The 24191-nt window shown below is 67.3% G+C and carries 24 protein-coding genes; 17 read left to right on the top strand and 7 right to left on the bottom strand.

The window, feature by feature from the left end; all coding sequences use genetic code 11:
* The first annotated feature begins 203 nt into the window (after nucleotides 1-203).
* The 6 genes from FBY33_RS03115 to FBY33_RS03090 all read left to right on the top strand — a co-directional run bounded on the left by FBY33_RS03115 (nucleotide 204) and on the right by FBY33_RS03090 (nucleotide 7024).
* Complete coding sequence (locus FBY33_RS03115; RefSeq protein ID WP_235010433.1) at nucleotides 204-1436, top strand: ABC transporter substrate-binding protein; 1233 nt, start codon at nucleotides 204-206, stop codon at nucleotides 1434-1436.
* A 125-nt stretch (nucleotides 1437-1561) separates the two neighbouring features.
* Nucleotides 1562-2350, top strand: a complete 789-nt coding sequence (locus tag FBY33_RS03110) for a carbohydrate ABC transporter permease (RefSeq protein ID WP_235010432.1) — start codon at nucleotides 1562-1564, stop codon at nucleotides 2348-2350.
* Nucleotides 2347-3231 carry a carbohydrate ABC transporter permease gene (locus tag FBY33_RS03105; protein ID WP_142029257.1) on the top strand — a complete coding sequence of 295 codons (885 nt, stop codon included), beginning with the start codon at nucleotides 2347-2349 and terminating at the stop codon, nucleotides 3229-3231. The genes FBY33_RS03110 and FBY33_RS03105 overlap by 4 nt, the downstream gene beginning before the upstream one ends.
* A gap of 23 nt (nucleotides 3232-3254) precedes the next feature.
* The gene (locus tag FBY33_RS03100; protein ID WP_142029256.1) at nucleotides 3255-4343 is read left to right on the top strand and encodes an ABC transporter ATP-binding protein; all 1089 of its coding nucleotides are present in this window, start codon (nucleotides 3255-3257) and stop codon (nucleotides 4341-4343) included.
* Nucleotides 4340-5704: a glucosylglycerate hydrolase gene (gene ggh / locus FBY33_RS03095; protein ID WP_235010431.1), complete on the top strand. Its 1365-nt coding sequence runs from the start codon at nucleotides 4340-4342 to the stop codon at nucleotides 5702-5704. Before FBY33_RS03100 ends, ggh begins: the two co-directional genes overlap by 4 nt.
* 3 nt (nucleotides 5705-5707) lie before the next feature.
* Nucleotides 5708-7024, top strand: a complete 1317-nt coding sequence (locus tag FBY33_RS03090; RefSeq protein ID WP_235010424.1) for a Gfo/Idh/MocA family protein — start codon at nucleotides 5708-5710, stop codon at nucleotides 7022-7024.
* Here FBY33_RS03090 and FBY33_RS03085 read toward each other — a convergent pair.
* The gene (locus FBY33_RS03085; protein WP_142029255.1) at nucleotides 7008-7577 is read right to left on the bottom strand and encodes a HutD/Ves family protein; all 570 of its coding nucleotides are present in this window, start codon (nucleotides 7575-7577) and stop codon (nucleotides 7008-7010) included. The two genes, FBY33_RS03090 and FBY33_RS03085, sit on opposite strands and share 17 nt — an antisense overlap.
* Before the next feature lie 105 nt (nucleotides 7578-7682).
* Here FBY33_RS03085 and FBY33_RS03080 point away from each other — a divergent pair, with 105 nt between their 5' ends.
* Entirely contained in the window at nucleotides 7683-8294 is a 612-nt protein-coding gene (locus tag FBY33_RS03080) for a phosphoribosylanthranilate isomerase (protein ID WP_142029254.1), read from the top strand.
* Nucleotides 8295-8388: 94 nt separating this feature from the next.
* Nucleotides 8389-8805, top strand: a complete 417-nt coding sequence (locus tag FBY33_RS03075) for a YccF domain-containing protein (protein WP_142029253.1) — start codon at nucleotides 8389-8391, stop codon at nucleotides 8803-8805.
* Nucleotides 8806-8848: 43 nt separating this feature from the next.
* Here FBY33_RS03075 and FBY33_RS03070 read toward each other — a convergent pair whose 3' ends face one another.
* Entirely contained in the window at nucleotides 8849-9658 is an 810-nt protein-coding gene (locus FBY33_RS03070) for a 2-phosphosulfolactate phosphatase (protein ID WP_142029252.1), read from the bottom strand.
* The gene (locus tag FBY33_RS03065; protein ID WP_142029251.1) at nucleotides 9655-10524 is read right to left on the bottom strand and encodes a DUF4031 domain-containing protein; all 870 of its coding nucleotides are present in this window, start codon (nucleotides 10522-10524) and stop codon (nucleotides 9655-9657) included. The genes FBY33_RS03070 and FBY33_RS03065 overlap by 4 nt, the downstream gene beginning before the upstream one ends.
* 116 nt (nucleotides 10525-10640) lie before the next feature.
* On the opposite strand from FBY33_RS03065, the gene FBY33_RS03060 reads away from it, so the two are divergent.
* The 5 genes from FBY33_RS03060 to clpB all read left to right on the top strand — a co-directional run bounded on the left by FBY33_RS03060 (nucleotide 10641) and on the right by clpB (nucleotide 16594).
* Complete coding sequence (locus FBY33_RS03060; protein ID WP_142029250.1) at nucleotides 10641-11051, top strand: TOBE domain-containing protein; 411 nt, start codon at nucleotides 10641-10643, stop codon at nucleotides 11049-11051.
* A complete protein-coding gene (modA, locus tag FBY33_RS03055) occupies nucleotides 11048-11854 on the top strand; it encodes a molybdate ABC transporter substrate-binding protein (protein ID WP_142029249.1) in 807 nt (268 codons plus the stop codon). Before FBY33_RS03060 ends, modA begins: the two co-directional genes overlap by 4 nt.
* A complete protein-coding gene (locus FBY33_RS03050; protein ID WP_142029248.1) occupies nucleotides 11851-12738 on the top strand; it encodes an ABC transporter permease in 888 nt (295 codons plus the stop codon). Before modA ends, FBY33_RS03050 begins: the two co-directional genes overlap by 4 nt.
* Nucleotides 12735-13826 (top strand): sulfate/molybdate ABC transporter ATP-binding protein, encoded by a 1092-nt coding sequence (locus tag FBY33_RS03045; protein WP_142029247.1) that lies wholly within the window; start codon nucleotides 12735-12737, stop codon nucleotides 13824-13826. The genes FBY33_RS03050 and FBY33_RS03045 overlap by 4 nt, the downstream gene beginning before the upstream one ends.
* Before the next feature lie 125 nt (nucleotides 13827-13951).
* A complete protein-coding gene (clpB, locus tag FBY33_RS03040; RefSeq protein ID WP_142029246.1) occupies nucleotides 13952-16594 on the top strand; it encodes an ATP-dependent chaperone ClpB in 2643 nt (880 codons plus the stop codon).
* A gap of 46 nt (nucleotides 16595-16640) precedes the next feature.
* On the opposite strand, the gene FBY33_RS03035 is transcribed toward clpB, so the two are convergent.
* Nucleotides 16641-17318 carry a septum formation family protein gene (locus tag FBY33_RS03035; RefSeq protein ID WP_142029245.1) on the bottom strand — a complete coding sequence of 226 codons (678 nt, stop codon included), beginning with the start codon at nucleotides 17316-17318 and terminating at the stop codon, nucleotides 16641-16643.
* Between the two features lie 272 nt (nucleotides 17319-17590).
* On the opposite strand from FBY33_RS03035, the gene FBY33_RS03030 reads away from it, so the two are divergent.
* Both FBY33_RS03030 and FBY33_RS03025 read left to right on the top strand, forming a co-directional pair.
* Entirely contained in the window at nucleotides 17591-17824 is a 234-nt protein-coding gene (locus FBY33_RS03030; protein WP_142032484.1) for a DUF3073 domain-containing protein, read from the top strand.
* A gap of 211 nt (nucleotides 17825-18035) precedes the next feature.
* On the top strand, nucleotides 18036-18812 hold the full coding sequence (locus FBY33_RS03025) for a VOC family protein (RefSeq protein ID WP_142029244.1): 777 nt from the start codon (nucleotides 18036-18038) through the stop codon (nucleotides 18810-18812).
* A gap of 85 nt (nucleotides 18813-18897) precedes the next feature.
* Here FBY33_RS03025 and purM read toward each other — a convergent pair whose 3' ends face one another.
* From purM to FBY33_RS03010, 3 genes are read right to left on the bottom strand one after another with little or no spacing between them, the layout of a single operon-like run.
* Nucleotides 18898-20043 (bottom strand): phosphoribosylformylglycinamidine cyclo-ligase, encoded by a 1146-nt coding sequence (gene purM, locus FBY33_RS03020; RefSeq protein WP_142029243.1) that lies wholly within the window; start codon nucleotides 20041-20043, stop codon nucleotides 18898-18900.
* Nucleotides 20040-21710: an amidophosphoribosyltransferase gene (gene purF, locus FBY33_RS03015; RefSeq protein ID WP_142029242.1), complete on the bottom strand. Its 1671-nt coding sequence runs from the start codon at nucleotides 21708-21710 to the stop codon at nucleotides 20040-20042. Before purF ends, purM begins: the two co-directional genes overlap by 4 nt.
* Nucleotides 21711-21767: 57 nt before the next feature.
* Nucleotides 21768-22082, bottom strand: coding sequence for a hypothetical protein (locus FBY33_RS03010; protein WP_142029241.1), 315 nt, complete (start codon nucleotides 22080-22082; stop codon nucleotides 21768-21770).
* 313 nt (nucleotides 22083-22395) lie between these two features.
* Between FBY33_RS03010 and FBY33_RS03005 the strand changes: the two genes are divergently transcribed.
* Together FBY33_RS03005 and FBY33_RS03000 are read left to right on the top strand one after the other, a co-directional pair.
* Nucleotides 22396-23502 (top strand): S-(hydroxymethyl)mycothiol dehydrogenase, encoded by a 1107-nt coding sequence (locus tag FBY33_RS03005; RefSeq protein WP_142029240.1) that lies wholly within the window; start codon nucleotides 22396-22398, stop codon nucleotides 23500-23502.
* Nucleotides 23499-24119: an MBL fold metallo-hydrolase gene (locus tag FBY33_RS03000; protein ID WP_142029239.1), complete on the top strand. Its 621-nt coding sequence runs from the start codon at nucleotides 23499-23501 to the stop codon at nucleotides 24117-24119. The genes FBY33_RS03005 and FBY33_RS03000 overlap by 4 nt, the downstream gene beginning before the upstream one ends.
* Nucleotides 24120-24191: the final 72 nt, after the last annotated feature.

The following is a 24191-nucleotide window of genomic DNA, read 5'->3' as shown; positions in this document are numbered from 1 at the left end:
GCGGGTACGCGGATTGGCCGGCTCATCATTGACGTGATCTATATCACACAATTATGATCGATCATCAGACAAAAAACCTAGCAGTCCTTCACCCCCAGGAGGCTCTAATGTCCGTTTCCGCCCACCACGACGTCAGCCGGCGAGCATTGTTGAAGGGGGGCCTTACGGTCTTGGCGGCCTGCCCGGTGCTTGCAGCCTGCGGGGTGAATACCAGCGGAAGCGGCGGCAAGGGATCCGTCAGCTTCCTCTCAACGCAGTTCTCCCCGGTGGAGGAACGCCAGAAGTACGAGGCCACCCTCAAGAAATTCGCGGGGGACATCAGCGTTGCCTACAACCCTGTTGATACCGGTGTCTTCAACACCACGTTGAAGTCCCAGCTCGCCGCGGGGAAGGTTGAGGTGGGCATCGCAGGGGGGCTCCACGGCGACCTCGCCCCCTTCGCCTCGCAGCTGGAGGACCTCAGCTCGCTGATGAAGGACCTCTCCTCGGCCGGTTACTCCAAGGACGTGGCTGAGCTTGCCAAGCTTGGCACCGACGTCCCCCGCTACATCCCGTGGATCCAGGCCACCTACGTGCTGGCGATCAATAAAAAGGCGCTGCAATGGCTGCCATCTGGGGCTGACGTCAACAAGCTCACGTACGACCAGTACCTGGCGTGGGCCAAGGCGGCCAAGGAGGCCAGCGGCCGCCCCGTCTTCGGCCTTCCCGCTGGACCCAAGGGTCTGCACCACCGGTTCTACCAGGGCTTCCTGATTCCCAGCTTCACAGGCGGACAGATCACCACCTTCCGCAACCAGGACGCCGTCACTGCCTGGACCTACATGCGCGAGCTCTGGGCCAACATGAATCCCGCCTCCGCCAACTACGACTTCATGCAGGAGCCCCTGGCCAACGGCGAGGTGTTGGTGGCATGGGACCATGTGGCGCGCCTCATCAACGCAGTCAAGGACAAGCCGGACGACTGGCAGATGGTTCCGGCGCCGTCCGGGCCCAAGGGCAGGGGCTACCTCCTGATCGTGGGCGGTATGGCGGTGCCGAAGGGCTCGCCCGAGAAGGACAAGGCCTTCGAGCTCATCAAGTCGCTGTCCAAGCCCGAGGCGCAGATCGAGACACTGAAATCCAACTCTTTCTTCCCCGTGGTGAAGACGGACATCGGCGGCGACCTCCCCGGCGGCGTGGCCCTTGAAGCAAAGGCGGTCAAGGCGCAGCAGGAGGCCTCCGACGCCCTGCTCGCCCTGCCGCCGGTGGGCCTGGGCGACAAGGACCCCCAGGTCTCCCAGCTGTTCAAGAACTGTTTCCAGGAGATCTGCCTGAACAACGCGGACGTCAAGGCCACGCTGGACCGGCAGGGGGCGGAACTAGCCAAGATCATGGACACCCTGAACGTCCCGTGCTGGGCACCGGATCCGAAGACGTCCCCCTGCAAGGTTGCGTGATGGCGGCCCCGGATGCGCCGGCGGCAGCCAGGCCGCACGTTCCCCCTCCCGGTCCAAGGGTCCGCGCACCCAGGAGGAGGGGGAGTTCCGCGGCGCTGCTGCTGATCGCCCCGTCAATCGTGTTCATGACGCTGCTCTTCGGCTGGCCGATGGTCAGCGGCGTCCTGCAGGCGTTCGGCGGTCCCGAAGGCCTGACGACGGCGAACTTCACCAGGATGTCCCAGGACCCGTACTTCTGGTCCTCCGTGGGCAACACCCTCCTGCTCATCGTGGTGATGATCCCCATCCAGTTTGTCCTGGCACTGGCGATGGCCCTGCTGATCCGGGCCAAGCCGCGGGGGGCGTCTGCCTACTTCTACATCTGGGCCATCCCGCTGGCAGTCAGCGACCTCGCTGCCGGCCTGGTGTGGCTGACCGTCTTCACGGACCGCGGCTACCTCAACTCGCTCCTTGCGTCCCTGGGCCTGGAGCCCGTCTCCTGGCTCGCCTATGACAACTACCCGTCCATGTTCGGTGCCGTGCTGATCGCGGAGGTCTGGCGGGCCACGTCGCTGGTGTTCGTGATCGTCGTGGCCGGCCTGCAGTCCATCCCCAAGGATTACGAGGAAGCCGCCGGCGTCTTCGGGGCCAGCTTCTGGAACCGGCTGAGGCACGTAACCCTGCCGCTGCTGCGCCCCAGCCTCCAAACAGCCCTGATCCTGAGGACCATCCTGGCCTTCCAGACCTTCGCTGTGGCCCTTGCCCTCACCGGCCAGAACTTTCCGCTGGTGGTAGGCGAAACCTACCGCTGGTACACCGGCCTGCAGGATCCCAACGTGGCCTCCGCGCTGGCCCTGGTGGTCATGGCCGTGTCCATGGTCACGGCAGTGGGCTACCTGAAACTCCTGAGGGACCAGACGGAGGCGGCACGATGAGCCATGCGACAACGGCCAGGACCGATGCCGGGACCAACCGGCCTGAACCCGGCGTGGACCGCAGGCCGCTGGCGCGGCGGCGCCGCAACCGGGTGCTCCTCCAGGTGGCCTGCATCCTGATCACCCTCTTCATGGCACTGCCGATCTACCTGATCGCCCTGGCCGCCATGTCCAGCAGGCAGTCGCTGCAGAAGTTTCCGCTCAGCTTCATCCCGGACAACTTCTCTACCGAGACCATGCAGACATTCCTGCAGTCCACCGGCATCCTGGGCGGCCTGATCAACTCCGTCCAGGTGGGCGTGTTCACCCTTGTGCTGTCGCTGCTCATCGGTGTCCCCGCAGGGTACGCTGTGGCTCGGTTCGCCTTCCGCGGCAGGGAGCCGTACCAGCTGTTCCTGCTGTTCACCCGCGCCCTGCCCATCGTCGTGCTGTCCGTGCCGCTGGCCCAGCTCTTCCTGCAAACCGGGCTCTACGACAGCGTCCTCGCCGTCGTCCTGCTCCACAGCGCACTGGCCCTGCCCACCACCATCCTGATTACAGCCTCTGTGTTCCTCGGTGTTCCGCGGGACGTTGAGGAAGCGGCGCGGATCTTCGGCTGCAGCCCGGTGCAGGCCTTCCTCAAGGTGGTCCTGCCCATGGCCATACCTGGCATCGCAGCGGCCTCGATCTTCACGTTCGTCATGTCCTGGAATGAAGTCCTTGGCGCGTCGATCCTGACCCTGAACCAGCGCACCCTCCCCGCCCAGGTCCTCAGCTCCCTCGCCGAATCGCCACTCGCCTACCGCTTCGCCGGCGGCTTCCTGCTGGTGGTCCCGGCCCTGGTCTTCATCTTCTTCATGCGCCGCTACCTCACCAACATGTGGGGCTCCACCATCCGCTGATTGCGTCCCAGAGAGGCCGTCCCATGGCTGACATCTCCATCAAGGGTCTGCACAAGACCTACCCGGGCAGCACCGAGCTGGCCACCAACAACGTCTCCCTCGAGGTTGCGGAGGGCGAGTTCATGGTGCTGCTGGGTCCTTCCGGCTGCGGAAAGACCACCCTGCTCCGAATGGTGGCGGGCCTGGACTTCCCGGACCAGGGGAGCATTTCCATCGGCGGGAGGGACGTGACCTATCTGCCGCCGCAGGACCGCAACCTTTCCATGGTGTTCCAGTCCTATGCCGTCTTCCCGCACAGGACTGTCCGCACCAACATCGGGTTCGGGTTGATGATGAAGAAGGTCCCGCGGGAGGAACTGGAGCGGAAGGTGGCGTGGGCCGGGGACCTGCTGCAGCTCAGCCCGTACCTGGACCGCTATCCGGCCAACCTCTCCGGCGGGCAGCGGCAACGCGTCGCCGTCGCCCGGGCCATCGTCATGGACGCCGATGTGCTGCTCATGGATGAGCCGCTGTCCAACCTCGATGCCCTCCTTCGCCTCGACTTCCGCGCCGAGCTGAAGAAGATCGTCCAGCAGCTTGGCTCCACCACGCTGTACGTCACCCACGACCAGGTGGAGGCGATGAGCCTCTCGGACCGGGTTGCGGTGATGAAGAAGGGCCAGATCGCCCAGCTGGGCCATCCAATCACGGTGTACGAGGAGCCGGCGGACCGCTTCGTGGGCGGCTTCATCGGCTCGCCGCCCATGAATTTCCTGGACGGCCGCATCACCCAGCAGGGTGCCCTGGAAGTGGGCGGCCAGAGCATCGCGGCGCCCGAATTCCTGGCCAAGGCAGCAGCGCGCACCGGTGGCACCCCGGTCATGGTGGGCATCCGGGCAGAGAATATCGCCCTGGCCCAGCGCGGCTCGGAGGGATCCCTGGACGCGGCGGTGGAGGTGGTGGAGCCGCTGGGGCACGCCACCTTGCTGACGGTGGACCTGGGTGGCCAGACCGTCAAGGTTCAGGTCCCCTCCACGGCCCGGGTTTCCGCAGGGGACACGGTGGGGCTGCTTTTCGAGCAAAGCGCGCTCCGCTTCTTCGACACTGAAACCCAGTTGGGACTGACGGCGTGAGCACAGAAGCGGACGCACACGGGTTTCCGCTTCGGGACCTTGGGGAGATGCGGCAGCGGGCCAGGGATGTCCTGGCCGGAAATGACCTGGGCACCATGGTCACGGCCGCACCGAATCTTTACCCGCACATGTGGAGCTGGGACGCGGCGTTCGTGGCCACCGGCCTGTCCACCATGAGCGTGGCCCGGGCGCTGCAGGAGCTGGACCACCTGCTCGCGGCGCAGTGGAAGAGCGGGATGATTCCGCACATTGTCTTCTCCGACGTCCCCGGCTATTTCCCGGACGTGGAGCGGTGGGGAACCCGCGGAGCGTCGCCGGAGGGAGTGCAGTCCAGCGGCATTTGCCAGCCGCCTGTGCATGCCACGCTGCTGCGCCGCATCGTGGAACGCGCGACGGCGGCCGGCGGCGAGGATGCCAGGCTCGCCGAAGAGTTCACCCGGCGGACGCTGCCGCAGTGGATCCGCTGGCACGCCTGGCTCCGCAGCAGCCGCGGCGGCGACGGCTCGGGCCTGCTCACGATTTACCATGGCTGGGAGTCCGGGATGGACAACTCGCCAAGGTTCGACGGACCCTACTCCAGGGTCCGCCCCGGGAAAATGGAGCCCTTTGTCCGGACCGACACACTGAAGGTCACCGACCTGAGCCAGCGGCCCAGCGACGAGGAATACAGCCGCTACCTCTGGCTGGTGCAGCAGATGGCCGACGTCCGGTTCGACGACGCCCGGCTGCCCGGCGTGATGGATTTCCAGGTCAAGGACGTCTTCATGTCGGCGATCTTCGCGGCGGCCAACGAGGACCTGGCCGCGCTGGCGGAACATATCGGCCTGGGCGGGAACGCGCCCCGCTTGCGGGAGTGGGCACAGGAGTTCCGGGAGGGCGTGGACGCCACCGTTGATGAACACACAGGGCTGGCGCGGGACCGGGATGTGCTGGCTGGTGTTTGGATCGGGCTGCCCACCATGGCCGGGTTTGCCCCGCTGATCTCCACGGCGGACCACTCCCTGCTGCGGCGCCAGCTGGAGATCTTCGAGGGGCCGGACTGGACCGGCGACCCGCGCCTGGCCTTCCCGCTGCCGGCATCAACTTCCACCACCCACGAGGGCCTCAAGCCCCGGCAATACTGGCGCGGACCGGTCTGGCCGGTGATGAACTGGTACCTGGCGGGCTGCCTCCGCAGGCGGGGCGACGAAGCACGGTACCGGCGGCTGCGTGAAGCTTCCCTTGCCCAGTTGATGGAAGGCCATTTCGCCGAGTACTACGAGCCGTTTACGGGCGAGCCGCTGGGCAGCATGGACCAGTCCTGGACGGCGGCCGTTGCGCTGGAATGGCTCGCCGACCCAGACGCCGCCGACGCCGGCTGACCCATGGAGGCACCGCCGTCGTCCGCCCCCGTGCCCAAAGCACCCGTGCGCCTCCTCATTGCCGGCGCCGGTGCACGGGGCTCCGCCTATGCCCGGCTTGCAGTGGATACCGGCCGCGCCGTGGTGGCGGGCATCGCGGAGCCGCGCCGCCCGCTGCGCGAAGCCCTCGCGGCGGAGCTTGGCGTGCCGGCCGCGGGTGCTTTCGAGGACTGGCAGGCCATGCTGCGCACCCGGCTGCCGGCGGACGGCATCATCATTGCCACCCCCGACCGCGAACACGGAAGGCCGTTCGCCGCCGCGGCAGCCCACGGCTACCCCGTCCTCCTCGAAAAGCCCATCGCCCCCGACCCCGCCGGCTGCGCGGAGCTGGCCCGCCTGCAGCAGGAATCGGGGATCAGGGCCGCCGTCTGCCACGTCCTGCGCTACACCCCGCTGACGGCTCTGCTGCGGCAGCTCCTCTCTGCAGGGGCCGTAGGCCGGATTATCTCCGTCCAGCACCTGGAGCCTGTGGGTTTCTGGCACTTCGCGCATTCGTACGTGCGCGGGAACTGGCGGCGGGAGGAAGAATCCAGCCCCTTCCTGCTGGCCAAGTGCACCCACGACGTGGACTGGCTTTCCTTCATCATCGGAAGCCGGCCCGTGCGGGTGTCCTCCTTTGGCCGGCTCTCGCATTTCCGGCCCGGGGAGGCGCCGGAGGGCGCGTCCGACCGCTGCATCAGCTGCCCGGCTGAACCGCGTTGCCCCTATTCGGCCCTGCGCATCTACGGGCCGGGCCGGCCTCCGATCGGTGAAGCGGCGGACCCCGCCCGGACCTACTTTGCCGACGTGGTGGACCCGGGCGGCACACGGGAATCGCTGTGGCAGGCGCTGGTAACGGGTCCCTACGGCCGTTGCGTCTATTCGTCAGACAACGACGTGGTGGACCACCAGGTGGTGAACATTGAGTACGAAAACGGGACAACGGCCGCCTTCACAGCCACCGCTTTTACCGCCAAGGGCCCACGGATCACCAGGATTTTCGGCAGTCACGGGGAAATCACAGTCGAGGCCGGCACCGTCTCGGCCTATGACTTCCTGACCGGGGAAACCACCGTTTACCCGATCCCGGCCGCTGCTGCCCAGCTCCAGGGCGAAAAGCACGAGGGCGGCGACAGGGGCCTCGTGCAGGCCTGGGTGGGGGCGCTGGCCACCGGAGACTGGTCAGGAGTCGTGTCGGGACTGGAGGAGTCGCTTGTCAGCCACGGCGTGGTTTTTGCCGCTGAGCACGCGCGCCGGCGGGGCACCGTCGCAGCGGTGGAGGAGTTCAGCCCTGCGCGGTAATCGGGTCGATCGACACCACTGCCAGGAAGCCGCGGCCCAGGATTTCGGGGGAGTCGGCGTCGGAACCCACCACGGCGTCATACCGGCCCAGCTCCAGCGGTTCGGCCCCGCTTTCGCTGACCTTCGCCTGTCCCTGCAGCAGCACGCCAAGCTGCCCCTCAAAGACGGGGTGGGCGCGCTTTTTGGACAGCTCAATGATGGAGGTGTAGCCCTTGCAGGCGGCCGTGCGCGTGATGACGTTGAGGTCCCGGATGTCGCCGGTGGGCAGCTTGGCCGTGGTGGCCGCGCCGCCGTCGAACCTGAAGGGACGGTACTTTTCCAGGGGCTGTTCCGCTCCGTCCACGCTGAGCAGGAGCAGTTCCCCTTCAATGACCGTCAGGACGCGCTCCATGCCGGGGAAGGTGGAAAAGTCCCCTGCCTTGGCGACGTCAGCGATGCTCACCCGCCAGTCCCAGCCGCCATCGTCAGTGCCCTTGCGTGCGATTTCCCTGGTCACGCCGCCGCCGTTGCGCCATGGTTCGGCCTTGAGCTCAGCGAAGCGGATGATCTGCATCAGCCCAGCCTAGTTCCCCCCGGTGGTCACGCGTCGCAGCGTGTGCCCTGTCCCTGCTACTCTCCTGCGGGGGGTCATCACGAAAACAGCCTGAAGGAGCCGGGAATGTTCGTCAAAGTGTGTGGTCTCAGCACCCCCGAATCGGTGCGCGAAGCGGTGGATGCCGGCGCGGATGCCGTGGGATTTGTGCTCACCGCCAGCCCCCGGGTTGTCTCGCCGTCGCAGGCTGCCTCCCTGCGGGCAGCGGTCCCCAGCGGAGTTTCCCCCATCGGGGTCTTCCGGGACGAGCCGGTGGCGGATGCCATCGCCATCGCCCGGGCCGCGGGCCTGGAATGGATCCAGCTGCACGGGGCGCGGTCACGCACGGACGTGGCAACGGTGCACGACGCCGGCATGAAGCTGATCAGGGCCATCACCATGGGTGCCGGCCAGGATGAGTTCGACGACTGGGGCGAGGACCTGCTCCTGATTGACGCCGCCGTGCCGGGCTCAGGGGAATCCTGGGACTACGCCTCCGTGGCGGCCCTGCCGGCGCTGCAGGGACGGAACTGGCTGCTCGCCGGCGGCCTCGACGCCGCCAACGTGGCCCAGGCATCAGCGGCCGCGCATGCCTGGGGAGTGGACGTTTCCTCCGGCGTGGAAGCGTCCCGCGGCGTGAAGGACCTGGCCAAGGTCCGGGCCTTTGTCCACGCGGCCAAGGCAGCCGCCACGGTTTAGGCGCTGCACCTGATTCAGCCCAGGGCGGGGATCAGGGCAGAATCAGGGGAGTCCCCCAGCCCGGTCCCGCAACGGCTGGGGGCACAATAGGTGCATGAAGACACTTCTGAACATCATCTGGCTGGTTTTCGGCGGCTTTTGGCTGGCCCTGGGCTATTTCCTGGCAGGCGTGGTCTGCTGCCTGCTGATCGTCACCATCCCCTGGGGCATTGCCTCATTCCGGATTGCCTCCTACACCCTGTGGCCGTTTGGCCGCATGGTGGTGGACAAGCCCGGCGGCACCGGTGTCTTCTCGCTGCTGGGCAATGTGATTTGGCTGCTCGTGGCCGGGATCTGGATCGCCATCGGCCACGTGGTGACCGCGTTCGCCATGGCCGTGACCATCATCGGCATCCCGCTGGCCATCGCCAACCTGAAGCTCATCCCGGTATCCCTCATGCCGCTGGGCAAACAGATCGTGCCCACCAATACGCCTTTCGTGAGCAACTACCCGGTCAGCAGCTACCGCTAGGCAGATTCGTCCGGCCACAGGGCGCGGCAGGGTACCCCTCCGGTCACAGTGGCCGGAACGCCCCGTTCCGCAGGATGGCCACCGAATCGCTTTGGTCCAGTTCAGCGGCAATGTCCACATCCTCCGCATAGCCGCCTCCGGACAGCTCACGGCCGCTGGAACACTGCTGCAGCATTTCGCGCAGCCGCGGTTCCGCGGATTCAAATACGGCCATGGCGGCCACAGCCTCCGGCGCGTAGCCGTGCCTGCCGTCCCCGGCTTCATAGCCGCCCCTGCCGGCGGCCGCCAGCCCTGCGATGAACGCCCCGGCGCCGATTTGGTCCTCCACGGCGGGCCGCAGCCTGCCGTCAGGCCAGCGCTCACCGGCGGCCACCACTGCCAGTACCGCGTCACCCGGGAGGTTCGCCGCCACCCAGTCGGCAGTGGCTGCGGCGTTCCGAAGGCAGACTGCGGCGACCAGCGGCACGTCCGCGGCCAGCGCGTGGCAGAGTTCCGACCCGTTGGGGGAGGGCAGGACCACTCTTTCCAGGGACTCTGCAGCGCGGAAGCTGGCGGGGGAGAGGCTCAGCCCGCCGCCGCCGCGGGGGCCGGCCAGCTGTGCCTGATGGTGGGCGGCGAAGTCTTCGGCGCTGGTGTCCCGCCACGGGTAGGGAAAGACGTCGGCGCCCCTGTCCAGCGCCACGCTGACGCAGGTGCCGAAGGAAAGGACGTCCACCACCACTGCAATGTCGGCGCCTGATGCCACGGTCCTGGCTCCCTCCAGCCCCCAGTCCAGCCTGACCGTGAAAGGGAGCTGGCGGTGCGCGGCATTGGCAGAGTGCGTGTGCCGCGGGCTGGAGCCGGGAGCGTTCATGCCAGTTCGCCTTTCAGGTTCCGGTGCGCGGCGTCCTGCCACAGTTCCCGGGCCCGCGGGTGGTGGAAGAGCGGGTCCAGTTCCAGCAGGTGGCGCACGACGGCGGCCCTGCCGGCTGAGAAGTCGGCGTCACCGATGTGCGCGTAGTCTTTCCGGACGGCGCCAAGGTAGCGGGCGTACTCCTCCGGATCGCCGCCCAGAACCGAAAGGTCCGCGTCGCAAAGGAGGGCCCCGTCGTCGTCCCATGGCTCCGGCCGGTGGTCAGACGTAAGGCGGACAAGCCGTGCCACTTCCGCCACCTCATCTTCCGGCAGTCCGGTTCCGGCCAGCCGGCTTTCCGCCAGCCGGGCAGACTCCTCCTCGTCCTGGCCCGCCGACCCGCGGTACACGGCATCGTGGAACCAGGCCGCCAGCAGCACTGTCCGGGGTGCCTCTCCCGGTTCGGTGAGCAGGTCCAGCGCCTCCAGCACTGATAACAGGTGCGTGCAGCCGTGGTAGTGTCGGTGCGGTTCGCTCCAGCGGTCCAGAAGGTCCAGGAAGAGTGCGTCGTGGCCGGGCATTATAGCCTCCCAGCGGGTCAGCAGCGGGACTTTCAGCGATTTGTTCCGCCGTCGCGCCGGGATCCGCAATCCGCTGGCAATGAGTTTGCGGACCAGCACCCTGCCCTCCACGGGGACCGCGCCTGCCGCCACCAGCTCCTCAATGCGGCGTTCCGGCACATCGTAATGGTCGCCGTCGAACGCCCGCTCCGGGATCCCGGAGGCAGCGGCGAATGCATGCAGCTCATCGAGGGACGTGTCCGATACCAGATGCGAGAAGTGCGTTCCGTGTGCAGGCCACAGCGGCGGGTCGATGTAGATGGCCATGGAAGGAGTCTAGCGGCGCCCCTGGTGCCCAGACCGGAAACGACGTAGCCGGCCGGAATCCTCAAATACCTGCTGAAGCTAGGCGTATCTCCGCTTCTGCGGATTAGAATCACAGCATGGCCCTCATTCGCGTTTCTGAAGCTGCCCGTTTTCTGGGCGTGAGCGACGATACCGTCCGGCGCTGGACGGAGCACGGAACGCTGACACCGCTCCGGGACGACTCCGGGCGGCTCGCCGTGGACGGACTGGAGCTGGCAACGCATGCGCAGAAGCAGGCCCAGCTTCCCGACGACCCCAAGAGCGGCAGCAGCTCGGCGCGGAACCGGTTCGTGGGCCTGGTCACCAACGTCATCACGGACAAGGTCATGGCGCAGGTGGAACTGCAGTGCGGGCCGTTCCGGGTGGTCTCGCTGATGAGCAGCGAAGCCGTGCGCGAGCTGGGCCTGGAGCCCGGCTCGGTGGCCACCGCGGTGGTCAAGGCAACAACGGTCATTATCGAATCCCCGAAGGGCCGGGCCACCGCATGACCCGGGGACGCATCCTGCCGGCCGCCGTGCTGCTGCTGGCCGCCTTCCTCTCCGGCTGCGCACCAACGGGCAGCGCTCCGGGAGCCGGCTCCGGCGCCAAGCCAGGCGGCACCATCACCGTTTTCGCCGCCGCCTCCCTCAAAGCCACCTTCACCCAGCTCGCCCACACTTTCGAGGCCGAAAACCCTGGCACCGCGGTCACCCTGAGCTTCGCCGGGTCCTCGGACCTGGCCAGCCAGATCAGCCAGGGAGCACCCGCGGACGTGTTCGCCGCGGCCGACGGAGACACCATGCAGAAGCTGCAGGACGACGGCCTCACGGAGGGCGCGCCCCGGAACTTCGCCACCAATACCCTTGCCATCGCAGTGCCGCCGGGCAACCCGGCGGGAATCACGGGGTTCAAGGACCTTGCCCGGCCAGGCGTCAAACTGGTCACCTGCGCCAGGCAGGTGCCCTGCGGGGCAGCCGCGGCCAAGGCGGCGGAGACTGCTGGAGTGGGCCTGAATCCGGTCAGTGAGGAAAACGCCGTCACCGACGTCCTGGGCAAGGTCACCTCCGGCGAGGCCGACGCCGGCCTGGTCTACGGCACGGACATCAAAGCCGCCGGATCCAAGGCGGCCGGCATCCAGTTCCCGGAGTCGGGAAGCGCGGTAAACATCTACCCCATCGCCGGGGTTGCCGGCAGCCGGAACAGGGCCACCGCCCGGGCTTTCCTGGACCTGGTGACCAGCCGGGAAGGGCAAGAGGTTCTCGCGGCTGCGGGATTCGGCCCGCCCACCCCCGGTAACGGAAGCAGCACATGACCCGTCAGCAAGCCGGCCCACCGCCGGCACGCCTGCCCACCCCACGTCCGGCCTACTCAGGCATCCCCGCCTGGGTCCGCGCCCTGGCCGTCCTGGCCTCTGTCGTCGTCGTGCTTCCACTGCTGGCCATGGTGCTCCGCGTGGACTGGGCGCAATTCCTTCCGCTGGTGACTTCCGCGTCGTCACTGACCGCGCTGGGACTGAGCCTGCGGACCTCGGCGGCGAGCACCATGCTGTGCATTGTGCTGGGAGTTCCACTGGCCCTGGTGCTTGCCCGGGATACCTTCCGCCTGCAGGGGCTGCTGCGCTCGCTGGTGCTCCTGCCGCTGGTGCTGCCCCCGGTGGTGGGCGGTATTGCCCTGCTCTATACGTTCGGCCGGCAGGGGCTGCTGGGGCAGACGCTGAATGTGCTCGGCCTGCAGATCGCGTTCTCCACCACGGCGGTGGTCCTGGCGCAGACGTTCGTTGCGCTGCCGTTCCTGGTGGTGAGCCTCGAGGGCGCACTGCGGACCTCCGGCTCACGGTACGAGGCCGTGGCGGCGACGCTGGGCGCCCGGCCCGGCACGGTGTTCCGGCGCGTCACCCTTCCGCTGGTCCTGCCCGGGCTGGCTTCCGGCGCCGTCCTGTCCTTCGCCCGCAGCCTGGGCGAGTTCGGCGCCACACTGACCTTCGCGGGCAGCCTGCAGGGGGTGACCCGGACCCTGCCGCTGGAAATCTACCTGCAGCGCGAAACGGACCCGGACGCCGCCGTCGCCCTGTCCCTGGTCCTGGTGGCCGTGGCCGTGGCGGTGGTTGCGCTTGCGTACCGGCGCCCGGGTGTGGGCCGTGCCGAAGCAGGACAACGGACGACGACGCCGGCCCCGGCAGGAGGGGACGTCCGGTGACGTTGTCCTTCCAGGCAGTGCTGGCCGGGCGGGGCTTCGACGTGGCCCTGACGGTGGCGCCGGGCGAAACCGTGGCCGTGATGGGGCCCAACGGCGCCGGCAAATCAACCCTGCTGGCCAGTATCGCGGGACTGCTGCGGCCTGACGGCGGCCAGGCCCAACTCAACGGCAGGACGCTCTTCGACCTCGACGGCGGAAAGCGCACGTGGGCGGCGCCGCACCACCGCGGGACCGCCCTGCTTGCCCAGGAACCCCTGCTCTTCCCCCACCTGAGCGCCCTGGACAATGTTTCCTTCGGCCCCCGCAGCGCCGGCATGCCCAAACGGGCGGCGGAGGAGCAGGCCCGGCGCTGGCTGGCTGAGGTCGAAGCCGGGGACCTGGCCGCACGGCGTCCCGCCCAACTCTCCGGCGGCCAGGCCCAGCGCGTGGCAGTGGCCCGTGCACTGGCCGCCGACCCGGCGCTCCTCCTGCTCGACGAGCCGCTGGCGGCCCTGGATATCCACTCCGCCCCGCTGCTGCGCCGCCTGTTCAAGCGGGTCCTTGCCGGACGGCAGGCCATCATCGTCACCCATGACGTGCTGGATGCACTGATGCTCGCGGACCGGGTGGTCATTTTGGAGGACGGTCGGATCGTAGAGGAAGGCCCAACCCGCGCCGTACTGGAACGGCCACGCAGTTCCTTTGCTGCCGGACTCGCCGGGCTGAACTTTATTCCGGGCACCCTGGACGGCGCAGGGGTGCGGACCCACGAGGGACTCACAATCACCGGCCATGATGACGAATCCTGGGCTCCGGAACCAGGCCCGCACGGCGAACCTGTCCCGCTGCCCAGGCCGCAGGGTCCCGGCGTCGCTGTCTTCCCGCCGTCGGCCGTCTCCGTGTTCCTCAACGACGCGCACGGCAGCCCCCGGAACTCGTTCGCCGTCACCATTACGGACCTTGAGCCGCACGGCGACCAGATCCGCGTCCGGGCGGGCGGCCTGGCCGCGGACATCACCCCTGCCGCCTCCGCGGACCTGGGACTTGTTCCCGGCATGGCGGTGCACTTCGTGGTTAAGGCCGCCGCCGTGTCCGTATACGGAACCTAGGGCGGCGGGACCTCCGGCTCTGGACAGGTATTTCGCCCTGGGCAAACATGGCTAATGGACCTCGTCGTCCAAAGTTGAGCGTAGTAGACTCAACTTAGTCAACAAGCCCCCGAAAGGAGCTCTCTTTGGACGTCAAATTCACCACCAAGAGCCAGGAGGCTCTTTCCGCCGCGGCAATGAACGCCTCGACGGCCGGGAACCCGCAGGTGGAACCGGCCCACCTCCTCAAGGCGCTGATGGACCAGCGTGAGGGCGTCGCCGTCGCGCTGCTGCGCGCCACCGGTGCCGATCCCGATGCCGTCAGCGTCCAGGCCAGCAGCGCCATCAAGGCCCTGCCCGCCACTTCCGGCGGCTCAAGCCAGCAGGCGCAGCTGTCCCGGCCCGCCCTGCAGGCCATCCAGCATGCCAAGGAGGAGGCGGACCGCTTGGGCGATTCCTTCGTCTCCACCGAGGTGCTCCTGGTGGGCCTCTCGGCCGGCAACGATGCCGCGGCCCGCCTGCTGCGCGACGCCGGCGCCTCCCGCGAAGCGCTCCTGGCTGCCCTGCCGGGGGTCCGCGGCGACCGCAAGGTGGACAGCCCGGATCCCGAAAATACGTTCCAGGCACTCGAGAAGTACGGCACCGACCTCACCGCCATGGCCCGCGCCGGCAAACTGGACCCCGTGATCGGCCGCGACTCCGAAATCCGGCGCGTGGTCCAGGTCCTCTCGCGGCGCACCAAGAACAACCCGGTACTCATCGGCGAACCCGGCGTGGGCAAGACCGCAGTAGTGGAAGGCCTTGCGCAGCGGATGGTGGCCGGCGACGTCCCGGAAAGCCTGCGCGGGAAGACCCTCATCTCCCTGGACCTCGGGTCCATGGTGGCCGGAGCCAAGTACCGCGGTGAGTTCGAGGAGCGGCTGAAGGCGGTACTGGAGGAGATCAAGGGCTCCGAGGGCCAGATCGTCACCTTCATCGATGAGATCCACACCGTGGTGGGTGCCGGCGCCACTGGTGATTCCTCCATGGATGCCGGCAACATGCTCAAGCCCATGCTGGCCCGCGGCGAGCTGCGCCTGATCGGTGCCACCACGCTGGACGAGTACCGCGAGAACATCGAAAAGGACGCAGCCCTGGAACGCCGCTTCCAGCAGGTGTACGTGGGCGAGCCCAGCGTCGAGGACACCATCGGCATCCTCCGCGGCCTCAAGGAGCGCTACGAGGCGCACCACAAAGTGTCCATCGCGGACTCCGCCCTGGTGGCGGCAGCCACCCTGTCCAACCGCTACATCTCGGGCCGCCAGCTGCCGGACAAGGCCATCGACCTGGTGGACGAGGCCGCGTCCCGGCTGCGCATGGAGATCGACTCCGCTCCGGAGGAGATCGACCAGCTGCGGCGCCAGGTGGACCGGCTGACCATGGAAGAGCTCGCGCTGGAGGGCGAGACCGATGCCGCCTCCGTGGAACGGCTGGCCGCGCTCCGGGCCGACAAGGCGGACAAGGAAGAGGAACTTTCCGCGCTCAACGCCCGGTGGGAGGCCGAAAAGGCGGGCCTGAACCGGGTGGGTGACCTGAAGGCCAAGCTGGATGAGCTGCGCTCCGCCGCGGACAAGGCCCAGCGCGAAGGCGACCTGGAGGCCGCCTCCCGCATCCTCTACGGGGAAATCCCGGCGCTGGAACGGGAACTGAACGCCGCCGCCGAGGCCGAGGCTGCCGTGACGGACAAGTCCGCCCAGATGGTGGCGGAGGAAGTGACGGCGGAAGACATCGCCGAGGTCATTTCGGCCTGGACCGGCATCCCCGCCGGCCGCATGCTGCAGGGCGAAAGCCAGAAGCTGCTGCACATGGAGGAGGAGCTCGGCAGGCGGCTCATCGGCCAAAGCAAGGCGGTGGCCGCTGTGTCAGACGCCGTCCGGCGTGCCCGCGCCGGCATCAGCGACCCCAACCGGCCCACGGGTTCCTTCCTGTTCCTGGGCCCCACCGGCGTGGGCAAGACCGAGCTGGCCAAGGCCCTGGCGGACTTCCTGTTCGACGACGAACGCGCCATGGTGCGGATCGACATGTCCGAGTACGGCGAGAAGCACAGCGTCGCGCGGCTGGTGGGGGCGCCTCCGGGATACGTCGGCTACGAGGAAGGCGGGCAGCTGACCGAGGCCGTCCGCCGTCGTCCCTACTCCGTGGTGCTGCTGGACGAAGTGGAGAAGGCGCACCCCGAGGTGTTCGACATCCTCCTGCAGGTGCTCGACGACGGCCGCCTCACCGACGGGCAGGGCCGCACCGTGGACTTCCGCAACGTGATCCTGGTGCTCACCTCCAACCTGGGCAGCCAGTTCCTGGTGGACCAGTCCCTGGACGCCGAGGCCAAGCGCAATGCCGTCATGGCCACGGTGAACGCGTCCTTCAAGCCGGAGTTCCTCAACCGGCTCGATGAAGTGGTGCTGTTCGACGCCCTCACGGTGGAGGAACTGGCCCACATCGTGGAGCTGCACGTGGCCGAACTGGGGCGGCGGCTGCACGAACGGCGGCTCACCCTCGATGTCACCGACGGCGCCAAGGCGTGGCTGGCGCTGTCCGGCTTCGACCCCGCCTACGGTGCCCGGCCGCTGCGCCGCCTGGTGCAGCGCGAGATCGGCGACCGCCTGGCCAAGGCCATCCTCGCCGGTGAGATCAGCGACGGCGACACCGTGCTGGTTGATACGGCGCCGGACTTCGGCGAACTGACCGAGGGCAACGTGGACACCATGACCGGTGCCCCCAGTTCCGGATTGTCGGTCCGCCGGAAGGACTAGCGGCCGGCGTTGTGGTGCGGGCCGTGCTGCCCTGGCGGGTGAACCGTCAGGGCAGCACGCTTGCGTTAATCACATTGCCGGTGTCGGCCGCGACGTAGCAATCCACCCTGCGGTCGCCGGATTCCCAGCTGGTGCTGCTGGGGAAGCTGCGCTGGTAGTTGAGCTGGAACTGCTTGGCGGCCGGACCGAGCTTCGCCGCCTGGCAGACTTCCAGGGCTTTGGCCTTCAGCGGCTCGGCGCCCGGATACTCAGCGCTGTCCGGGTAGCGGAGAGTGGCAACGAGCTGGGCTGAGTGGCCGGTGTCGCACGGCACCAGGGTGGATGCGAGGGCCTGCGGATCGAAATCCTTGAAGCAGTCACCGACCGCGTAGGCAGCGGGTGCAACACCCTCCCGGGGAAGGGGCTGGGGAGTGGCCGGCGGCGTCACGGCGGTTTGCAGCACTCCCTGTGCGTCTTTCTTTGCCGCCTCGCTGCCCGGTGAAGAATTCAGCCAGACGGCAAGCCATACCAGTGAGCCTGCTACGGCGAGGATGACGACGACGAGAAGCGCCTTCCACATGGCGGGCTTCCTGTTGGCGCGTTTTTCCGGGGCGGGATCGTGGCGGGGCTGGGACCAGGTGACGGATTCCGGAGCGGGGGCCGGGCCAGTCCCGCCCTGGATCTTTGGCACGCTTCCGGTCTGCGGGGGCGAGGCCGGTTTGGGCGGGATGTCCTGGTGGTTCACGGGTTCGCATCCTCCTGGGTTTTGGTTCCGCGGCTCGCCAAAGGCCAGATAAAATCGGCAGTTCCTAAGTGACTCTACCGAAGAAAAATGCCGGAATCCCGCGGGTGGAGGTGCGTCATGGTACCCCACCCGGCCGTCCGGACCTCGAGGCGGCAAGCGGGACCCGCCGAAAGCATGTAATCTAGGTGTACGACAAATTGACCAAACATTCCGGGGCCTCACCGATCGCCAAGGTGACCACCTCCGGTCCAAGTACAAAAGGGGGTCACGCCATGGGGCGCGGCCGTCAAAAGGCAAAAGCTACCAAGCAGGCTCGGGACATTAAGTATTACTCCCCGAACACTGACTACTCGGCACTTCAGCGTGAGCTGACGGGCCCGGGCAGCCGTTCAACGAGCCATTACTCGAATGAACCGGTCGAACCGGATTATTCGGCTTATGTGGATAAGTACGCGGATGATTTGGATGACGATGACGACGAGGTAGACCACCGTCGCATCGGTTAGTTGTCGCAAGCCTGCTGTGGCCCCCGGGCCCGGCTGCTGTGGCGCGAAAGCACATTCTGATTTTGCAGGAGCTGCTGTGTGGATCCAGGGAATGTGCCGACCTCCTCTTTGATACCCGGTTTCGGGTGACCGCTTACTTCACGGAACCCGCTGCCATACCGGATTACCGGTAGGGCAGCGGGCTTTCCGTGTTGGTTGGTAACCTGACCGCATGACTGTTCGGACCACATACGCCAGCGGCGAGCCCTGCTGGGCGGATCTGCAGACCCCCGATGTTGCTGCCGCCAAAGACTTCTATGGACGGCTCTTTGGCTGGACCTACCAGGACTTCCCCACCCCGGACGGCCGCAGCTACGCGCAGGCCTTTGTCCGCGGGCAGCTGGTGGCCACCATAGCGCCGCAGAATCCCTTGCAGCTGGAAGCCGGGACTGCCGCCGAGTGGAACGTCTACTTTGCGGTCCCGGACGCCGCGGAACTGCTGCAGGAAGCCGGCCATGCCGGGGGTACCGTACAGTTCGGGCCCGAGAGGGTGGGCGACACCGGCGTGCTGGGCTTCCTGGTCCCGCCCGGCGGCGGGACCACGGGGATATGGCAGGCAGGCACCCACTACGGCAGCCATCTCTTTAACGAGCCCGGCGCCTTGGCCTGGGCTGAACTCTTCACGCCCGAGCCGCAGGCGGCCATCGGCTTTTTCCAGCAGCTGTTCGGCCACGGTGTCACCGAGTATCCTCAGCACGACGGCGGCAGCTACAGCACGTTGCTGATCGGCGGCAGTGAGGTGGCAGGCATTGTCCCTGCCGACGAAGACGAGGAAGCCGACTGGCAGATTTACTTTGGCGCGGCCGATATTGCGGCGGCGGCAGCGGCCGCCATGGCAGCAGGCGGCGAAGTGCTGGTGGAGCCGGATGACCATCCGGCTCCAGGATCACTGGCCACCATCGAGGACCCCCAGGGTGGAATCCTCAACCTCATCCAAGTGCAGGGTTGAACCGGCCGCTTAAACACATCGAGTGCTCCGTAGATGTCGTTATCAGGGGTGAAAACGACAAGTGCGGAGCACTCGATGGAGGGTCTTAGGCGTAGGCGTTGACCAGGCGTACTGCTCCGCCGTCCACGCCCTTGGCGCCCTGGACGTAGTCCGGGCCGGACTTGAGGATGGAGTCTGAATCCTCGGTGACGGTGCCCATGATCCAGGACGGCAGGCCGCGGTCGTTCAGGCGGGAAACTGCGGCGTCGGCGGCTTCGGGGGACACGATGGCCACCATGCCGACGCCGAGGTTCAGGGTGCGCTCCAGGTCCGCCAGGGGCACGTTGCCGAGTTCGGACACCAGCTTGAAGATGGCGGGCAGTTCCCAGGTGGCGCGGTCCACGGTGGCCACGAGGCCCCGGGGGAGGACGCGGGCCAAGTTCGCGGCCAGGCCGCCGCCGGTGACGTGGCTGAAGCCGTGAACGGCCGCGCCGGCGCTGACCGGGAAGGTGCGGGCCAGGTCAAGGCAGTCGGCGGCGTAGACGCGGGTGGGCTCGAGGAGTTCCTCGCCCAGGGTGCGGCCGAGTTCGGATACCTGCCGGTCGAGGGCCCAGCCGGCGTGGTTGATGACACGGCGGACCAGGGAGTAGCCGTTGGAGTGCAGGCCGGATGAGGCCATGCCGATCACCACGTCCCCGGCGCGGACACGGTCCGGGCCCAGGAGTGCATCGGCCTCGACGACGCCGGTGGCTGCGCCGGCAACGTCGTATTCGTGCTCGCCCAACAGGCCCGGGTGCTCGGCGGTCTCGCCGCCAACCAGGGCGGTGCCGGCAACGGAGCAGGCGGCGGCAATGCCGCGGACAATGCCCGCGATGCGCTCCGGGACCACCTTGCCGCAGGCAATGTAGTCGGTCATGTACAGCGGCTCGGCGCCCACCACCACGATGTCGTCCACCACCATGCCCACCAGGTCGAATCCGATGGTGTCGTGAATGTCCATGGCCTGGGCGATGGCAACCTTGGTGCCCACGCCGTCGGTGGACGTGGCCAGCAGCGGCTTCTTGAAGGTCAGCAGCCTGGAGACATCGTAGAGGCCGGCGAAGCCGCCCACCCCGCCGATCACCGAGGAGTTGTGGGTTGCCTTGACGGCATCCTTCATGAGCTCGACGGCGCGGTCCCCGGCTTCAACGTCCACGCCCGCGGAGGCGTAGGTGATGCCGGAGTTCTCTGCGGCGGTGTTAGCGGAAGTCATACGGACTCTTTCTTGTCGGCGCTGGTGGCGGCGGGTACGTCGGGCACAAGGTCGGCTTCGGTCAGCAGGTTCTCGAATTCGGAGTCCGGGCCCGGATCGCAGCCGGTGGCGCCGGCCTTCTCGGCGGGGTCCTCGGTGGCGTCAATGGCCAGGGCGGCGGTTTCGCCGGGAAGCGCGGACGGGGAAGGCTTCAGGCCGCCCAGGTCTGTGCGCTCCAGCAAGTTCTTGCCCAGCTTGTCCGCGTCCGGGAGCTTGATGGGGTACTTGCCGGTGAAGCAGGCGGTGCAGAGACGCTCGCGCGGCTGGCGGGTGGCGTCAATCATGCCGTCCTCGGAGATGTAGGCCAGCGAGTCGGCGCCAATGGCCTGGGAGATCTCCTCGATGGTGGCGCCGTTGGCAATCAGCTCAGCGCGGGAGGCGAAGTCGATGCCGTAGAAACAGGGCCACTGCACCGGAGGGGAGGAGATCTTCACGTGCACCGACGCGGCGCCGGCTTCCCGAAGCATCCGGACGATGGCGCGCTGCGTGTTGCCGCGGACGATCGAGTCATCCACCACTACAACGCGCTTGCCGCGGATCACGGACTCAAGGGCGTTGAGCTTGAGTCGGATGCCCAGCTGGCGCAGGGTCTGGGAGGGCTGGATGAAGGTACGGCCCACGTAGGAGTTCTTGACGAAGCCGTGTGCGAACGGGATGCCGGATTCCTCGGCGTAGCCCACGGCAGCGGGGGTTCCGGATTCCGGCACGGGGATGACGATGTCCGCCTGCTGCGTGTTCTCGCGGGCCAGCTGGCGGCCCATCTCCACGCGGGACTCATAGACGGAGCGGCCGGCAATGGCGGCGTCCGGGCGCGCAAGGTAGACGTACTCGAAAACGCAACCGGCCGGCGTCGGCTCTGCGAACCGCTTGGACCGCACGCCGTCCTCGTCAATGGCAATGAACTCGCCCGGCTCGATCTCCCGGATGAAGCTGGCACCCACGGTGGCCAGGGCGGACTGCTCGGAGGCCACCACCCAGCCGCGCTCCAGGCGGCCCAGGACCAGCGGGCGGATGCCGAAGGTGTCACGGGCAGCGTAGAGCGTGCCTTCATCCATGAAGACGAAGCAGAAGCCGCCCTTGATCTTGGGCAGCAGTTCGGTGGCGGTCTCCTCCAGGGTCTTGCCCGGCTCGCCCTCCAGGAGAGCGGTGACCAGGGCGGTGTCCGAGGTGTTGCCCTGCTTCATTTCGCCGGTGAGCTGGCCGCCATTGCGCTCGGTGATCATGGCGTTGAGCTCGGCGGTGTTGGTCAGGTTGCCGTTGTGTGCCAGGGCGACTGTGCCGGTGGCAGTGGCGCCCAGGGTGGGCTGCGCGTTGGCCCAGTGGCTGGCGCCGGTGGTGGAGTAGCGGCAGTGGCCGACGGCCAGGTGCCCGGTCAGGGTGTTCAGCGTGGTCTCGTCGAAGACCTGGGACACAAGGCCCATGTCCTTGTAGACGTTGATCCGCTTGCCGTCGCTGGTAGCTATGCCAGCCGACTCCTGACCGCGGTGCTGCAGTGCATACAGCCCGTAATAGGTAAGTTTTGCTACTTCTTCGCCTGGGGCCCAGACGCCGAAGACGCCGCAAGCGTCCTGCGGGCCTTTTTCGCCGGGGAGAAGATCATGGGAAAGTTTTCCATCGCCGCGTGCCACTGGTCGATTATCTCACGATATGGGGTACGACTTTTCCGGCCGCTGGTTTGTGACTTGCTAAGCCTGGGGATCCGTGTCCGGCTCCGAATCCGGGACGGCCTCCACCACGGCTTTCTCCTGCCGCTTCACGCTGCGGCGGTCTAGGACCAGAGCCAGTGCGGCACCCAGGATTGCGCCGCCTGCCGCAAACATCACCATGAAGAATCCGAACACCGCGCCCGGGTCGAAGGTCTCATCGCCCGGCACCGCATAGGCCACTACCGCGGCTGCAGCAACACCCGCCAGCGCACCCAGGACCAGGAAGGGAACGTACTTGGGCGCCCGGCGGACAGTCACTTCGCGCCGCTCGGCAGGAGATTCTTCAAAAGCCATACCATCCAGCCTACTGCCCGCAATTTGCTGCACGTAATGCGGTCGGGTAGGGCTGGCGGTAATGGAGCACACGGAAAAACGGGCTCGCGGCGGCTGGCGAACAACTGCCCGGAGACTGATATATCTATTGACAGCGACGGTAGCCCCTGCCATATTCGCAGTAGGCGGTATACGCATCCTGTTGTGTAATACGCAATTGTCCGCACGCGCGGACAGCGGAATGGGGCGGTATCCGGGAGTGCTCGTCAGCTACATTGGCACTTGGTGCCGACTCACCGGATCCGGCCGGATCCAGGAAAGGAACACAAGGACCATGGTTCACAAAGTCCAGGCAGTTGTAGTCAAAGAGAAGAACGCCCCGGTGTCGCTGGAAACCATCCTGGTGCCCGATCCGGGCCCGGGGGAGGCCCTGGTGGACATCCTTACCTGCGGTGTCTGCCATACGGACCTGCACTACAAGCAGGGCGGCATCGGTGATGACTTCCCCTACCTGCTGGGACACGAGGCCACGGGTGTGGTCAGTGCTGTCGGCCCCGACGTCACCTCTGTGGCGCCCGGTGACCGGGTCATCCTGAACTGGCGTGCGGTTTGCGGCGAGTGCCGGGCCTGTGCCAAAGGCCAGCCGCAGTACTGCTTCAACACCCATAACGCCACGCAGAAGATGACCCTGGAGGACGGAACGGAGCTCTCGCCGGCCCTGGGCATCGGTGCGTTCGCCGAGAAGACGCTTGTTGCCGCCGGCCAGTGCACCAAGGTGGACGCAGATGTTGACGCCGCGGCCGTGGGCCTGCTGGGCTGCGGCATCATGGCGGGCATCGGCGCCGCCATCAACACCGGAGAGGTCAAGCGCGGCGAGTCCGTGGCAGTGATCGGCTGCGGCGGCGTGGGCATCGCGGCGATCGCCGGGGCCAGGCTGGCCGGTGCGACGACGATCATCGCCGTGGACATCGACGACAACAAGATTGAGATGGCCAAGTCCCTGGGTGCCACCCACGGCGTGAACTCGCGCCAGGAGGACGCCGTGGAAACCATCCGTGCCCTCACCGGAGGTCACGGAGCAGACGTGGTGATTGACGCCGTCGGCCGTCCCGAAACGTACAAGCAGGCCTTCTACGCCCGTGACCTGGCCGGCCGCGTGGTCCTGGTCGGCGTCCCCACGCCGGAAATGAGCCTCGAGCTGCCGCTGCTGGATGTCTTTGGCCGCGGCGGGTCGCTGAAGTCCTCCTGGTACGGCGACTGCCTGCCCTCCCGGGACTTCCCCATGCTGGTGTCCCACTACAAGCAGGGCAACCTGGACCTGGACGCGTTCGTGTCCGAGCGCATCTCCATCAACCAGGTGGAGGAAGCCTTCGGCAAGATGCACGAAGGCAAGGTGCTGCGTTCCGTGGTGGAGATCCAGGCGGCCGGGGCGTCCGCATGAGTGTCACGATTCAAAACCTGGTCACCTCGGGCACGTTCTCGCTCGACGGCGGCACCTGGGATGTGGACAACAACGTCTGGATTGTGGGCAATGACGAGGAATGCGTCATCATCGACGCCCCCCACGACGCTGCCGCGATCATCAACCAGGTCCGCAGCCGCAAGGTGAAGGCCATCCTGCTCACGCACGCGCACAACGACCACATTGGCGCTGCCCGCGAGGTGGCCGGGGCACTGGGCGCCCCGATCTACCTGAACCTGGAGGACCTGGTCCTGTGGGAGCAGGTGTACCCCGACGCAAAGCCTGACCGCTACCACGCCGGCGGTGACGTGTTCGAGGTGGGTGGAGCAACCCTGCTCGCCATCCACACGCCCGGCCACTCGCCCGGATCCACCTGCTTCTACCTGGAGAGCGAGGGGACGGTCTTCACCGGGGACACGTTGTTTAACGGCGGCCCGGGTGCCACGGGGCGCTCCTACAGCGACTACCCCACCATCCTGAAGTCCATCCGTGAACGGCTGCTGACGCTTCCGGGCGAAACCGTGGTGCGCACCGGCCACGGTGACAGCACCACCATCGCCGCCGAGCAGGAAACGCTGGCAAAGGTCAGGCAGTAGCCAGCGGGAAGTCAATGAAGTGCCAGTGAAAGGCGCGCCGGGAACACCCGGCGCGCCTTTCACTGGCGGTCG

The sequence above is a fragment of the Arthrobacter sp. SLBN-112 genome (assembly GCF_006715225.1).
In the GTDB taxonomy this organism is placed as follows: domain Bacteria; phylum Actinomycetota; class Actinomycetes; order Actinomycetales; family Micrococcaceae; genus Arthrobacter.
This window is presented reverse-complemented; position numbering and strand designations above follow the sequence as displayed.